We start from the raw sequence: 14,649 nt of genomic DNA, 5'->3' as shown, positions 1-14,649 counted from the left end.
TTATTATTCCGAACCGGCGAATACAAATACACAAATCATCCCACGACCTCTGTACTCCGACGACGGCGCAGGCTATTCCATGAGTACAGGGCGTTAAACAGTACGACGCCCGCGGTCACACAGAAAACGGCTCGAAAACCGTAGTTTGCGGATATCGCTGCCCCCATTAGAGGTCCTGTTACGTTACCGATATCGCGAAATGATTGGTTATAACTGAAAATACGTCCAGCTATTTGATTGGTCGAGTTGTAAACCAGCAGCGTTTGTACCGCCGGGAGCAGAGCGCCGTCGGCCGCACCCAATAAAAAGCGCAGAACACCAAGCTGCCAGGGCGTATGGACAAATGACATTGGAATAAGCAGTAACACAGAAACGATCAACGCGACGATCAGGATCTTCTCCGGGCCAATTCGATCGCTTAATTTGCCAAGTTTCGGGGCGCTGATTAATGCCGCAACGCCGGGGACAGAGGCTATCATCCCACTGATAAACGCAATATTGCTGACGTTGCCAGCCAACTCTCGAACGTACAGTGTCAGTATTGGCGCGATAGAACCGGTGGCTACCTGAATGATCAAAGTGGTGATAAACAGGCTCAGCACCAGTTTGGGGTTCTTTAAAGAGGCCACGACTTCACGAATGTGCAGCATCTCCTTCTTGCTCACCGGCTGGAAACGCTCGCGGATAAAAAATAGCGTCAGGATGAAGCAGACCAGCAGCACGCTGGCGGTGATGAAAAATACAGGGCGTAGTCCGTACTGATCCGCGAGGAGGCCGCCAGCTAGCGGCCCGAGCAGTGCGCCACTAACGCCACCGGTTGAAAGCGTTCCCAGAGCCCAGCCGCTTTTATTGCGTGGAACCTGGGTGGCGATCAGTGCATTCGCATTGGGGATGAATCCACCAAGCAGCCCTAACAAGGCGCGCAGGATTAAGAACTGCCAGATATTTTGCGCCAGTCCCATCAGCAGCATCACAATTGCCATGCCCAACGCGGAACGCAGCAGCATGATTTTTCGTCCTTTGCGATCGGCAAGGCCACCCCAGAAAGGAGAGGCAATGGCTGAAAAGAGAAAAGTGATGCTGAAGACCAGGCCCGACCACATATTCAGGGCGCTATGACCCGTGACGCCGAGACTCTCGACGTAAAGAGGCAAAAAGGGCATGACCAGGCTAAATGCTGCTCCGGTTAAAAAACAACCTAACCAGGCAACGGTGAGGTTGCGTTTCCAGTTTATGGGGGCATCTGAGGGTGACATAGCGATCCGCAGTGTGATGCGCTGTTTGCGCTATCGATTGAATATAAGTAAGCAGGCTAATTATGCGCCTGGTTGATAGTTGCTGCAATGCGGATAGCAGTTAAACCTAAAACGGGTTGGGAGGGTGTTGCAGCCCACTGGACTGCAACACTGCGTCAGTACAGAGAAGGGGAGCCTTCAGGACGCGTCTTGAAGCGACGATGCAGCCACATATACTGCTCTGGCGCCATCATTATGCATTGCTCAACAATTTTGTTCATCCACGCAGCTGTAGTCTCTGCGTCTTCCAACGGTGGCGAGCATTCTGGAGGTAACATAATCAATTGATACCCTTTACCGTCAGGTTTGCGGCGGGGAACAAACGGTACCAGGCAGGCATTGGACATGCGCGAAAGCATCCAGGTTCCTGAGGTTGTTGCGGCTTGTTCAACGGCAAAAAGTGGTACAAACACGCTGGCGCGAGGGCCGTAATCATGATCCGGCGCGTACCAGACCACTTCGCCCTTTTTCAAGGCTTTAATCATCCCTTTCAGGTCTTTACGATCGAGCATTGATTTATTCGAGCGCATGCGGCCCCAGGTTTGTAGCCAGTCCAGCAGCGGATTGTCGTTAGGGCGATACACACCAATACCCGGCTCCTGCAAGCCAAACTGGCGCGCACCCAGTTCCAGAGTCAGAAAGTGCAGACCCACTAACAGAATCCCGCGTTTTTGCGCCTGAACGTCACGGATATGTTCCATTCCGATCACTTCCGTCCAGCGCGAAATACGCTTATCGGACCAAAACCAGGCCATCCCGGTTTCCATTACGCCCATGCCTACGGATTCGAAGTTCTTGACGACCATCTGCTGGCGTTCCTGCTCACTCATCTGCGGGAAGCACAGTTCCAGATTTCGGGAAACAATTTTTGCCCGACGTTTCATCAAACGTAGCGCCAGTCGACCTAACGCACAGCCCAACTTAAAGAGGATGGGGTAGGGTAACTGCACGATTAACCAAAGGATGCCAATACCCAGCCAGGTTAACCAATAACGTGGATGCAGTAACGCAGCCGAAAACTTGGGTAAATTCGTCATGTCTATCCTGTCTTCAAACGACCAATTCCCTGTATTGTCGCATTTTTTCGCGCGTATCAAAAATTTGTGACGGGAGAACGGTGATTAATTCCGCAATTGTTGTTGCGATTTTATCGTGAAGTATGAAATGTAGCGTAAAATGTGTGGATGTAAATTGGCGATGTTTGCTTTATTATGCCGCCGATTTTCATTTATTCCTTATTTGCAGGATACGTACACCATGCCAGTGTTACACAACCGCATTTCGAACGACGCCCTCAAAGCCAAAATGCTGGCCGAGACCGAGCCGCGCACGACGATCTCATTCTATAAATATTTCACCATTGCCAATCCTCAGCACACGCGTGATGCGCTGTACCAGATGTTCACCGCATTGAACGTCTTCGGGCGAGTATATCTTGCCCATGAAGGAATTAACGCGCAAATCAGCGTACCGCAAAGCAACGTCGAGGTATTTCGCCAGCAGCTCTATGCGTTTGATGCTGCATTGAAGGATTTACGTCTGAATATTGCGCTGGATGATGACGGTAAATCGTTCTGGGTACTGCGTATGAAAGTCCGCGAACGTATCGTGGCGGATGGTATTGACGATCCAGACTTTGACGCCAGCAACGTGGGGGATTATCTCAAGGCTGCAGAAGTAAACGCCATGCTGGACGATCCTGAAGCGGTATTCATTGATATGCGCAACCACTATGAATATGAGGTGGGTCATTTCGAGAATGCGCTGGAGATACCGGCAGACACGTTCCGCGACCAGTTGCCGAAAGCTGTTGAAATGATGCAGGCGCATAAAGATAAAAAAATCGTGATGTACTGCACGGGTGGGATCCGCTGTGAGAAAGCCAGCGCCTGGATGAAACACAATGGATTTAGCAAAGTCTGGCACATTGAGGGCGGTATTATTGAGTATGCCCGCAAGGCGCGTGAACAGGGGCTTCCGGTACGTTTTGTCGGTAAAAACTTTGTCTTTGATGAGCGTATGGGCGAAAGGATCTCTGAAGATGTTATCGCACATTGCCATCAGTGCGGCACGGCGTGCGATAGCCATACTAATTGCAAAAATGATGGCTGCCATCTGTTGTTTATTCAGTGCCCGGCTTGTGCGCAGAAATATAAAGGCTGCTGTAGCGAGCTGTGTAGCGAAGAGAGTGAGTTGCCGGAAGAGGAACAACGGCGTCGCCGTGCGGGGCGTGAAAATGGCAACAAAATCTTTAATAAATCACGCGGTCACCTGAATACCAAACTGGGTATTCCAGACCCTGCGCAATAACATGATGCCGGATGAGGGGCAGAACCTCATCCGGTAATTCATGCGTTACTTCTGCTGAACACCTTCCACTGAGATGATCAAATCGACTTCCTGCGATGCAGGGCCGAGATCGGTGGTGATGTTGAAATCCTTCAGCTTAATCTTACCTTGCGCTTCAAAACCAGCGCGCGTACCGCCCCAGGGATCGCCACCCTGACCGATGAGCTTCGCGTCCAGCGTAACCGGTTTGGTAACGCCGTTCAGGGTCAAATTACCGGTGATATCCAGGTCATTCCCCTCTTTTTTCACGCTGGTGGAGCTGAAGGTCGCCTGCGGGAATTTTGCCACGTTAAGGAAATCTGCACTGCGCAGATGCTTGTCGCGTTCGGCGTGATTAGTGTCAACGCTGTTGGTGTTGATGGTTACGTTAACCTTATCGGCTGCGGGATTTTTCTCATCAAAGGTAAACGTACCGTCGAAATCTTTGAAAGTGCCGTACAGCCAGCTGTAACCCAGATGCTGAATACGGAAATTAACAAAGGCATGCTGTCCTTCCTTGTCAATTTTGTAATCTGCCGCCACGGCCGACCCGGTGGTGAATAACAGAGAGGCGAGTGTAAGTCCCAGCAGGTTTTTTTTCATTTTAAGCTCCATAGTCAGATGACGATTTTCCCAACATGCGATTGAGGGTATCGTCGTTATCGATAAAGTGATGTTTCAGGGCCATCAGTCCGTGCAATAGGGATAAAATCACCACGGTCCACGCAAGCCACAGGTGCAAGCTACCGGCGAGGTCGGCCTGGGTACCCGCATTGGCCAGGGTGGCAGGAATGTCGAACCAGCCAAAGACGCTTATCGCTTTGCCATCTGCGGTGGAAATTAGATATCCGCTGATGACAATTGAAAAGAGCAGCAAATAAAGTGCGAGGTGACCCATTGCCGCTGCGATGCGGGTTAAACGGGAGTAGCTTGCCAACGCAGCAGGCGGAGGGGAGAACAACCGCCAGACAACGCGGATAACCAGTCCCATCATGAGTAGGATGCCGATGCTTTTATGCAGTTCGGGGGCCTGGTGATACCAGCCGTCGTAATAGCTGAGCGTGACCATCCATAACCCCAATGCAAACATGCCATATACAGCAATCGCAACCAGCCAATGTAATGTGGCTGACACTACGCCATAGCGCTGTGGAGTATTATTGAATTGCATAAGCATACCGATTGATATTTCAGAAGTGAATGAAAATGGCGTGTAAAAGACATTAATGCAACTAATAAATAACAATGGTGATGATATTTATTTTTTGTTCAATAAAATTGACTGATTGTTGATGTAACCATCAAGGGATTAGTGCGAAAATATGTGGCGGGGTTTAGTTTATGGGGTGTTATGGTTTTTGTTATTGTTCAGTTTATTGCAATGAAAATTAAGCTAATCTCAATTTTTGTCAATTATTGTCAACGCACAGGAATTAGAAAAACATAATATATATTACATCCATAATGGCCAGCAGCGACCATAAAATAATGTAGAGCATAAGGTGCTCGCGAATATTATTAACCAGATAGTGAAAGATACGACGCATTGACGTTATTCCTGTCATTAAAAATGGCCTCACCAACGAGGCCATTCATTTATTATCACTTAAAACGGCTTAACCTGAAGGGGGTCAGGTCAAAGTCAGACGGTTTGTCCTGAGCGAAGTCTGCCGCAATCTCTCCCAGTACAGAAGCAAACTTAAAGCCATGTCCGCTCAGCCCGGTAATGATCAGCGTATTGTCATGTTCCGGCAGAGTATCAATTATAAAGTCCTCATCCGGTGAATTATCGTAAGTGCAGGATGCGCCGTGCAGGCAACAACCAACGCCAGGCAGAATTGTGCGCAGGAATGGGAAGGCTTCAGAACCGTCGCTGGCTACAGCGGCAAATGGCTTACGCTCTTCTGCAGAGTGAATTACCTGTCCGCCATTGTGCTTACCAATTTTCAGCTCGTCGTTTTCAGCCGGGAAACCGTAGTATTGATCGCCATTTGGCAGTTCGCCGGTGAAGGCCGGGAAGTTATTCTTAACGCTGTAGCGCCCATCGGCCTGATACCAGGCGAACACTTTGCGCACAGGTTGTATCGGTAGTTCAGGGACTAAAGCCTGCACCCAGGTACCGGCGCTGATCACTGCTTTCTTCGCGTGGTAGTCACCGTCAGCCGTTTCTACCGTGATGCCATCATCACCGTGATGAATTGCGCTGACCGGGCATTTAAACAGTTGCGCACAGCCTGCTTCTTCCGCCAGACGGATCCAGGTTTTAATTGCTAACTCACTGCGTAAAAAACCGGACTCCGCTTCAAACAGACCGATATAGTTGTCAGGTACGCGAATTTCCGGCCAGCGAGCCATGATGGCCGCTGCATCTAATTGTTCAACGTTAAGTTGCCACTGTTTTGCGCTTTGCGCTGCAGTTGCTAAGAAGGTTGACTCTGCCGGACCGAGGTTGATAACTCCGGAGCGAACAAAAATCGGTTCTTCATTATGGGTGGACAGTTCATCCCACAATATTTGTGCACGTAGCACCAGCGGAACGTATTTTTCGCCTTCGCCATAAGCATGACGAATTAATCGAGTATCACCGTGGTGGCTGCCCTGTTGATGTGGTGGCATATGCGCATCGATCATCAGAACCTTCAGACCGGCACGAGTGGCATAGTATCCAGCTGCGGCGCCTACCGAACCGCTGCCAATAATGATTAAGTCGTATTTCATCCGCTTCTCTCTGCAATCGCGATAGTAGAAGGGTAAATAACTGACCTGGAATATTCAACCTGGAAATAAGAAAGGCACCGCTAAGGTGCCTTTTGATGGTTGGATGTATCAGGTTTAATGTCGCTGATACTCATTTACCTGGTAATCGCCAGATTCAATTTTGGCGATTCCTGCTTCTAATATCGAAATAAATTGCCTGGCAACATCAGTGGTTAACCAGAGCGTTTGACCAACTTCAGTCCCATCCGGGTCAGGGCGGTTCGGGGTTTGGTAGTGCAAACGCAGCATCAGCGCATCGTAGCTATCAACGGTGCTGATGTCCCACCCTACAAGCGGATGAGTCTGAATGACTTCATTATTCTTTTCCATCATGCCCCCTAATTCGTGTTACTAGACAACGGTTTTCGAGGTTCAATGCGTTTTTTTCTGAAGCAACTTCAGTATATCAATAAATAAGGGTATTCATTGAAAATTTAAAGAGGGAAGGGCATAAATTTTTTGTTTTCAGCGTTATCTGACTAAGAAAACGACATGTTATTCATTTTTTTTTAGTATGTTGCACAATTATTTTGTTGTTTTGGTTAAAAGATAATCGGTGGGTTAATATTAAATTAAATGCTCGTCAGAAGAAATGCGCGATTGATTACAAGATTGCGTGTATAAAAAAGCCGGGGCGACCCGGCAAACAAACATCACTGCATATCATTATTTATTCGTTGATGAACCAGTCATCCGCGCTTTCCCAGGTTTCCTGTAGGATCTCGCTGATGCGTTCTTTGTCCTCTTTGGTCGCGCCAATAACCGACAGATTGTTTGCGCCGGCATAACGGACGGTAACGTTACCTTCGTTATCCGGAAAATGGTGCTGAATACGGCGGGAGAGTTCACCTGCCAGTGCGTCAATTGCACCGGCAGGTAAAGGTGAAGTTTTGGCAATAGTGACTTCAATACGCATAGTAGCCCCCTGTGGAATATACTGTTTATTTATACAGTCATTCGCATCAGTTGGCTACACTTTTTTTAGCTTTTTACTGACCAGCGTACCGTTTCGCCACCCAGGAAAGGTACCAGCGTATCGTCTTCCAGTGCAATTCTCTCAGGAACCAGGTGCTCCACGCGTTCCAGCTCAATAAAGGTCTCATTGACCGGCAAACCATAGAACTGTGGGCCGTTGAGAGAGCAGAAGGCTTCGAAATGGTCCAGCGCATTCATCTCTTCAAACACGGTTGCATAGCTGCCCAGCGCGGTCGGTGCATTAAAACAGCCGGCACAGCCACAGCTTGACTCTTTGCGATGACGTGCGTGCGGCGCTGAGTCGGTACCGAGGAAGGCGCGCGTAAACCCGCTGGCAACCAGTTCACGCAGCGCCTGTTGGTGGACGTTACGTTTGAGGATCGGCAGGCAGTACAGGTGAGGACGAATCCCGCCAACCAGCATGTGGTTGCGGTTAAACATCAGGTGCTGTGGCGTAATAGTCGCTGCCAGAAGCTCGTTACCGTCGCGCACGTATTCGGCAGCATCTTTGGTAGTGATATGCTCGAACACTACTTTCAGCGAGGTCAAACGCTGGCGCAGTGGTTCCATCACCGTTTCAATAAAGCGCGCTTCGCGATCGAAAATATCGATATCTGCATGCGTCACTTCGCCGTGCACCAGCAGCGGCATACCCAATTTTTCCATCCTCTCCAGCACCGGCATGATGGTGTCAATAGAGGTTACGCCATGCGTCGAGTTGGTGGTGGCATTGGCCGGATAGAGTTTTGCTGCGGTGAATACGCCTTCGTTAAATCCACGTTCCAGCTCGTTGGGATCCAGCGTATCCGTTAAGTAGCAGGTCATTAATGGTGTGAAGTCGTGTCCGGCAGGTACCGCGTCAAGAATGCGCTGGCGATAAGCGATAGCCGCGTCAACCGTGGTGACGGGCGGTGCCAGGTTCGGCATGACAATGGCGCGACCATAAATTTCACTGGTGTAGGGCACGACAGTTTTTAACATGTCGCCATCGCGAAAGTGAAGATGCCAGTCGTCTGGGCGGCGGATCTTTAAAACCTGGGATGGTGCAGTCATCAATATGCTCCGGCTGAGGGTAGTCTTTTTTGCCGGAAACAAAGGATAAGCGGAAACGTTTTCGTTTGCACGAAAAAAAAGGGCGCATCGGCGCCCTCAGTTTTATTAGTCGGTGAACGGGATGATGATTTCCCCCGGTTTCACCTCAATTCCCTTCGCCAGTTTTTTCGCCAGAGCTTCACCCTGACTGCTGTCATCCTGCAGAATGTAGGCTGGCTGCTGGTTGAAATAGTTACGCAGCGACTGGTTTAAATAAGGCATCAGCGTTTGCAGTACCGACTGCATTTTTTCTGGTGTAACGGTCGCATCCACGACTTCCATCTCTTGCAGATAAATTGCGCCTTTCTCTTTGTTGAATACCGGTAAGGCTTTTAACTTCAGCTTCATGGTCGCTTTTTGACTGCCAAACAGGGAATTCATGTCCAGGTTGGCGTCACCGGTCAGCGTCACTTTATTGGGTTCTTCACGGCCAATCTGACTGGCGAGATTATTTAGTACGATGTGTGCTTCAGCAACGCCGGGCAAGCCGATATCTTTAGAAAAGTTATTATGCTTTGCCAGGGCCTGATTAATTTCTTGCTCGCTAACCGTGTATTGCGTGAGTTGATTACAACCAACCAACAGGCCGCTGACAATCAGTGCAGCGGCAAAAAAAAACTTTTTCATGGGGTTCCTCAACATGATGCATGTGGCGTAATCGTGACACAAAGCATCATCGAGTACCAGCGCCCCGGACGCCAGCAGAAAAAACTGAAAAGCGGCCGGAAGCAGGTTCGGCAATCAGGCGTCTGGCTCCAGCATGCCTCGTGTTGGGCGTTTGAGACTGAACTGCCAGCCCAGAGCCAGGAAGGTGATGAGGCCGATAATACCGAGCATCATCCAGGGCAGCTCAGGCTGTGCCAGGGCCTTGCCCATGTCAAACAGCCAGCCGCCGCCGATATATCCAATTGCGCCCCCGATGGCGAGCCCCAGTCGGCTGAAGCCCATATAGCTTCCTCTGGCCCGAGCGTTCGCCAGTGAGGCGCTCAGGGTTTCACGCGCGGGTTCGGCGATGATCGAGCCAATATAGAACGTGCAGATTAGGGTGAATAACTGCTGCAAATTCCCGACCAGACCGATCGGCATCATGCTCAGAGACATCACCAGCAGACCGGCCATCAGACGATGTTCAAGGCGAAAACGTTTTTCACTCCAGCGGGCAATTGGATAGAGCAGCGTCAATGAGAGGCACGCCTCGATGGCATACATCCATTTCACGGCGGCCGGTGAACCTGCGATGTCGTTCACCATGATTGGCAGCATCAGCATCACCTGTACCGCCAGCATGTAATAGCCTGCCAGCGTCAGCACATAGGTGACAAAGCGCTTGTCATGCATCACGTGGCTCATCCCTTCGCGCACTGGAATTTTCACCGTCGACAGCTTCCATGCCGGGAGCAGCCAGGCGTTAAACGCCGCGCACAGAACGAACAAAATTGCGCCGGTGGCACAGACCAGACGGAAATCGTATTGCAATAACCAACTGCCAAGCAATGCGCCAACCACGGCCCCGGCGCTATCCTGCATCATCAGAATAGAGAAAAAGCGCCCGCGCTTTTCCGGGCGGATCAGTTTAACCACCAGCGCCGAGCGGGGTGGGTCGAATAGTGTACCGCCCAGTCCGGAGAGAAAGCAGGAAAACCACAGCAGCCACGGCTCATGGGCAATGCCCATGGTGGCGAACCCGGCAGCGCGCATCAGCATGCCGGTGACTATCATCGGTTTTGCACCAAAACGGTCCGCAATAGCGCCGCCGAAAATACCCAACCCCTGCTGGATAAATTGACGTAATCCTAGTGCAATACCGACCATCACGGCGGCCCAGCCCATTTGGTCGACGAAACGAATTGAGATCAGCGGGAAAACGACGAAGAAACCCAGCACGACCAGCATATTATCGATGAGAAGGAAGTATTTACCCAGGTTCCTTGCCTGCGAGACTTGCGACATTTCCCCTCCAGGGAAAAACTCGTCACTCTGGATAGAGTTTAAAAGATAAGCACCTCCTATTCTGCGGTGTCGTCATCGCTTTTCCCACCCTTCGCGGGACAATATTTTTTTATCAAAAGTCCGTCTTGATAGAGAGTTTTCATCAAAATGTGTGAATAATTCAAAAAATGGCATTTTGCTCTTTTCACAGGGTGTATTCGCACAGGTATAGTAATGCGAATAGCGTATTGAAGACGTTACGGGAAGGAGTAGGTATAGAATGTTTGGCTATCGCAGTAACGTGCCAAAAGTGCGCTTAACCACCGACCGCCTGGTCGTGCGTTTAGTGCATGAGCGTGATGCCTGGCGTCTGGCAGATTATTACGCAGAAAATCGTCATTTCTTAAAACCCTGGGAACCTATTCGCGATGAAAGCCACTGCTATCCGTCCGGCTGGCAGGCGCGTCTGAGCATGATCTCTGAGTTTCATAAACAGGGCACCGCCTATTATTTTGCGCTGCTCGATCCGGACGAAAAAGAAATTATCGGCGTTGCGAACTTCTCAAACGTGGTGCGGGGATCCTTCCATGCCTGTTATCTCGGCTACTCCATTGCGCAGAAGTGGCAGGGGCAGGGGCTAATGTATGAAGCCTTAACCTCGGCCATCCGTTATATGCAGCGCACGCAACATATTCATCGCATTATGGCTAACTACATGCCACATAATAAGCGCAGCGGTGACCTGCTGGCGCGACTGGGTTTTGAAAAAGAAGGGTATGCCAAAGACTACTTGCTGATTGACGGGCAGTGGCGCGATCACGTGCTGACGGCGTTGACCACATCAGAATGGACCCCCGGCCGCTAAGTTTCAGATGCAGCCATGATTAATGGAGAAGACGATGAAATACGAATTAACCGCCACCGAAGCACGAGTGATTGGCTGTTTATTAGAAAAACAAGTGACCACGCCGGAACAGTACCCACTCTCCGTTAATGGAGTCGTAACAGCCTGCAATCAAAAAACGAATCGTGAACCGGTGATGAACCTGTCGGAATCGGACGTGCAGGAGCAACTGGATAACCTGGTTAAGCGACATTTTCTGCGCACGGTGAGCGGCTTTGGCAATCGCGTCACGAAATATGAGCAGCGTTTCTGCAACTCTGAATTTGGCAATCTGAAACTTAGTGCCGCAGAGGTGGCCATAATCACCACACTGCTGCTGCGGGGCGCTCAGACGCCTGGTGAACTGCGTAGCCGCGCATCCCGTATGTACGAATTCAGCGACATGGCCGAAGTGGAGTCGACGCTGGAAAATCTGGCGAACCGGGAAGATGGGCCTTATGTGATCCGCCTGGCGCGTGAGCCGGGCAAACGTGAAAGTCGCTATATGCACCTGTTTTGTGGTGAGGTTGATGAAGCCATTGCCGCGGCAGATGAACTCCCTGCAGCCTCCGGCGATCTGCATGCGCGCGTGGAAGCGCTGGAAACGGAAGTCGCAGAACTTAAGCAGCGGCTTGATTCCTTACTGGCGCACCTGGGAGACTAACGTGAATAAATTACGTATCGGTGTAGTCGGCCTTGGCGGTATTGCACAAAAGGCCTGGCTACCCGTGCTGGGCACATCCGCGGACTGGACGCTGCAAGGCGCCTTTTCACCTTCGCGCGATAAAGCACAGCGTATCTGTGACACCTGGCGAATACCCTACGTGGATTCATTGAAGAATCTGGCGCAAACCTGCGACGCGGTTTTCGTCCATTCCAGTACCGCGACGCACTATGCGGTAGTTAGTGAATTGCTGAATGCCGGAGTCCACGTGTGCGTGGATAAACCGCTGGCGGAAAATCTGCACGAGGCTGAGCAACTGGTCGAGCTGGCCGCGCGGAAAAAACTCACGCTGATGGTCGGGTTTAACCGTCGATTTGCACCGCTGTACCAGGATCTCAAAACCCAGTTGGGCAGTGCAGCGTCTGTACGTATGGATAAGCACCGTACGGACAGCGTTGGGCCGCACGATCTGCGCTTCACTCTGCTGGACGACTATCTGCACGTGGTCGATACCGCTTTGTGGCTGGCGGGAGGGCAGGCGCAGTTAAATAACGGCACGCTGCTGACCAATGAATCTGGTGCGATGCTCTACGCCGAGCATCATTTTTCTGTCGGTCAAATGCAGATAACGACCAGTATGCATCGCCGTGCCGGTAGCCAGCGCGAGAGCGTGCAGGCGGTGACGGACGGCGGCCTGATTGGCGTAACTGATATGCGGGAATGGCGGGAAGAGCGTGGGCAAGGTGTTATTCATAAGCCGATAGCGGGCTGGCAAACGACCTTAGAACAGCGTGGTTTTGCCGGATGTGCGCATCATTTCATTGAGTGCGTGCAAAATCAGACGGTTCCCCAGACGGCAGGCGAGCAGGCGCTACTGGCCCAGCGTGTTGTTGAAAAGCTGTGGCGGGAGGCGATGGCTGAATAATCCCCTGTAACATCTGGCGGTAGTAATTCATTGTAATCCAGGTACTATATGCCCACTCAAAATAACACCTCTTTTCAACCATAGGCTGGTTTGTCGGCCTGATAAGGTGCCAGGGTGTCGCCATCAGGCACTGCAAAAGTGTCGGATGGCGGCGAGAATGCCTTATCCGACCTACGGGCAGGTTTGTCGGGGTTTTGCCTCAGAGTCTGGAATACAACATAGATGAATTTATTAAAGTCGCTGGCAGCCGTCAGCTCGATGACGATGTTTTCACGTGTGCTGGGTTTTGCGCGTGATGCGATTGTCGCCAGAATCTTTGGTGCAGGGATGGCGACAGATGCCTTTTTTGTGGCATTCAAACTTCCTAACCTGTTGCGCCGAATTTTTGCCGAAGGCGCATTTTCGCAGGCATTTGTGCCGATTCTTGCTGAGTACAAAAGCAAGCAGGGGGAAGATGCTACCCGCGTGTTTGTTGCCTACGTTTCCGGACTGTTGACGCTGGCGCTGGCCGTGGTGACGGTAGCCGGGATGTTGGCTGCGCCATGGGTGATATTAGTTACCGCGCCGGGATTTGCCGACACAGCGGATAAATTTGCGCTGACCACTCAACTGCTGCGGATCACTTTTCCCTATATTCTACTGATTTCACTGGCCTCACTGGTTGGTGCGATCCTTAATACCTGGAACCGCTTTTCCATTCCTGCATTTGCCCCGACCTTTCTGAATATCAGCATGATCGGCTTCGCGCTATTTGCGGCACCCTATTTTAACCCGCCGGTGCTGGCGCTGGCGTGGGCCGTTACGGTTGGCGGCGTGCTACAGCTGATTTATCAGCTTCCGCACTTGAAGAAAATTGGCATGCTGGTGCTGCCGCGCGTGAACTTCCGTGATGCAGGGGCGATGCGTGTCGTCAAGCAAATGGGGCCAGCGATCCTTGGGGTATCGGTCAGTCAGATTTCACTGATCATCAATACGATTTTCGCCTCGTTTCTGGCCTCTGGCTCAGTTTCATGGATGTATTATGCTGACCGTCTGATGGAGTTTCCGTCCGGTGTTCTGGGCGTGGCGCTGGGGACTATCCTGCTGCCATCGCTGTCCAAAAGTTTTTCCAGCGGTAATCATGATGAATATTGTCGCCTGATGGACTGGGGCCTGCGTTTGTGTTTCCTGTTGGCATTACCGAGTGCCGTAGCGTTGGGTATTCTGGCCAAACCGCTGACGGTGTCTCTGTTCCAGTACGGTAAATTTACCGCCTTTGATGCCGCGATGACCCAGCGTGCGCTGGTGGCGTACTCGGTAGGTTTGATTGGCTTGATCGTGGTGAAAGTGTTGGCTCCGGGCTTTTACTCGCGCCAGGATATTAAAACGCCAGTGAAGATTGCCATTGTGACGCTGATTATGACCCAGGTGATGAACCTGGCGTTTATCGGGCCGTTAAAGCATGCCGGATTGTCGCTGTCGATTGGTCTGGCGGCATGTCTGAACGCTTCACTGCTGTACTGGCAACTGCGGAAACAGAAAATCTTTACCCCACAACCGGGCTGGAGCTGGTTCCTGGCGCGTCTGGTGATTTCCGTGCTGGTGATGTCTGCGGTGCTGGTTGGGATGCTCTACATCATGCCGGATTGGTCGCAGGGAACGATGCTGTGGCGTCTGCTGCGTCTGATGGCGGTCGTGGTGGCCGGCATTGCCGCTTACTTCGCAGCACTCGCCGTACTGGGCTTTAAAGTAAAAGAGTTTGTGCGCCGGACGGCGTAATGGATCAATGCCGGATGGCGGCATAACGCCGTATCCGGCCTAC

16 protein-coding genes are annotated in these 14,649 nt (G+C 51.2%); 5 read left to right on the top strand and 11 right to left on the bottom strand.

All coding sequences use genetic code 11. The features are described 5' to 3' along the window. Window positions 1-35 precede the first annotated feature (35 nt). On the bottom strand, window positions 36-1,256 hold the full coding sequence (mdtG, locus tag OGY06_RS05900; RefSeq protein ID WP_286604941.1) for a multidrug efflux MFS transporter MdtG: 1,221 nt from the start codon (window positions 1,254-1,256) through the stop codon (window positions 36-38). A gap of 155 nt (window positions 1,257-1,411) precedes the next feature. Then, the gene (locus tag OGY06_RS05895) at window positions 1,412-2,332 is read right to left on the bottom strand and encodes a Kdo(2)-lipid IV(A) acyltransferase (protein ID WP_003832126.1); all 921 of its coding nucleotides are present in this window, start codon (window positions 2,330-2,332) and stop codon (window positions 1,412-1,414) included. A 220-nt stretch (window positions 2,333-2,552) separates the two neighbouring features. On the opposite strand from OGY06_RS05895, the gene trhO reads away from it, so the two are divergent. Continuing rightward, window positions 2,553-3,605 carry an oxygen-dependent tRNA uridine(34) hydroxylase TrhO gene (trhO, locus tag OGY06_RS05890; protein WP_206159971.1) on the top strand — a complete coding sequence of 351 codons (1,053 nt, stop codon included), beginning with the start codon at window positions 2,553-2,555 and terminating at the stop codon, window positions 3,603-3,605. Window positions 3,606-3,650: 45 nt separating this feature from the next. Here the strand turns inward: trhO and OGY06_RS05885 are convergent, their stop codons facing one another. The 9 genes from OGY06_RS05885 to mdtH all read right to left on the bottom strand — a co-directional run bounded on the left by OGY06_RS05885 (window position 3,651) and on the right by mdtH (window position 10,397). Next, a complete protein-coding gene (locus OGY06_RS05885) occupies window positions 3,651-4,226 on the bottom strand; it encodes a YceI family protein (RefSeq protein WP_003832130.1) in 576 nt (191 codons plus the stop codon). 1 nt (window position 4,227) lies between these two features. Beyond that, window positions 4,228-4,794, bottom strand: coding sequence for a cytochrome b (locus OGY06_RS05880; protein ID WP_003832133.1), 567 nt, complete (start codon window positions 4,792-4,794; stop codon window positions 4,228-4,230). A 262-nt stretch (window positions 4,795-5,056) separates the two neighbouring features. Continuing rightward, the gene (locus tag OGY06_RS05875) at window positions 5,057-5,170 is read right to left on the bottom strand and encodes a YceO family protein (protein ID WP_003036148.1); all 114 of its coding nucleotides are present in this window, start codon (window positions 5,168-5,170) and stop codon (window positions 5,057-5,059) included. A gap of 55 nt (window positions 5,171-5,225) precedes the next feature. Next, window positions 5,226-6,341, bottom strand: coding sequence for an N-methyl-L-tryptophan oxidase (gene solA / locus OGY06_RS05870; protein ID WP_149335838.1), 1,116 nt, complete (start codon window positions 6,339-6,341; stop codon window positions 5,226-5,228). A 114-nt stretch (window positions 6,342-6,455) separates the two neighbouring features. Further along, a complete protein-coding gene (gene bssS / locus OGY06_RS05865; RefSeq protein ID WP_003036154.1) occupies window positions 6,456-6,710 on the bottom strand; it encodes a biofilm formation regulator BssS in 255 nt (84 codons plus the stop codon). Window positions 6,711-7,050: 340 nt separating this feature from the next. Beyond that, complete coding sequence (dinI, locus tag OGY06_RS05860) at window positions 7,051-7,296, bottom strand: DNA damage-inducible protein I (RefSeq protein ID WP_003036157.1); 246 nt, start codon at window positions 7,294-7,296, stop codon at window positions 7,051-7,053. 65 nt (window positions 7,297-7,361) lie between these two features. Beyond that, entirely contained in the window at window positions 7,362-8,408 is a 1,047-nt protein-coding gene (pyrC, locus tag OGY06_RS05855) for a dihydroorotase (protein WP_286604937.1), read from the bottom strand. Between the two features lie 105 nt (window positions 8,409-8,513). Beyond that, complete coding sequence (locus OGY06_RS05850; protein ID WP_020996498.1) at window positions 8,514-9,074, bottom strand: lipoprotein; 561 nt, start codon at window positions 9,072-9,074, stop codon at window positions 8,514-8,516. A 114-nt stretch (window positions 9,075-9,188) separates the two neighbouring features. Further along, window positions 9,189-10,397: a multidrug efflux MFS transporter MdtH gene (mdtH, locus tag OGY06_RS05845; protein WP_003832142.1), complete on the bottom strand. Its 1,209-nt coding sequence runs from the start codon at window positions 10,395-10,397 to the stop codon at window positions 9,189-9,191. A gap of 259 nt (window positions 10,398-10,656) precedes the next feature. Between mdtH and rimJ the strand changes: the two genes are divergently transcribed. From rimJ to murJ, 4 genes are all read left to right on the top strand, one after another. Then, complete coding sequence (rimJ, locus tag OGY06_RS05840) at window positions 10,657-11,241, top strand: ribosomal protein S5-alanine N-acetyltransferase (protein ID WP_003832145.1); 585 nt, start codon at window positions 10,657-10,659, stop codon at window positions 11,239-11,241. A 34-nt stretch (window positions 11,242-11,275) separates the two neighbouring features. Then, complete coding sequence (locus tag OGY06_RS05835; RefSeq protein ID WP_126318503.1) at window positions 11,276-11,923, top strand: YceH family protein; 648 nt, start codon at window positions 11,276-11,278, stop codon at window positions 11,921-11,923. A gap of 1 nt (window position 11,924) precedes the next feature. Further along, window positions 11,925-12,848: a Gfo/Idh/MocA family protein gene (locus tag OGY06_RS05830; protein WP_286604935.1), complete on the top strand. Its 924-nt coding sequence runs from the start codon at window positions 11,925-11,927 to the stop codon at window positions 12,846-12,848. Between the two features lie 222 nt (window positions 12,849-13,070). After that, the gene (gene murJ, locus OGY06_RS05825; protein ID WP_003832150.1) at window positions 13,071-14,606 is read left to right on the top strand and encodes a murein biosynthesis integral membrane protein MurJ; all 1,536 of its coding nucleotides are present in this window, start codon (window positions 13,071-13,073) and stop codon (window positions 14,604-14,606) included. Window positions 14,607-14,649 lie beyond the last annotated feature (43 nt).

The organism is Citrobacter sp. Cpo147 (assembly GCF_030332405.1).
Taxonomy (GTDB): Bacteria; Pseudomonadota; Gammaproteobacteria; order Enterobacterales; family Enterobacteriaceae; genus Citrobacter; species Citrobacter portucalensis.
Note: the sequence above shows the minus strand (reverse complement) of the source record. Positions and strands in the feature narration are given on the sequence as shown.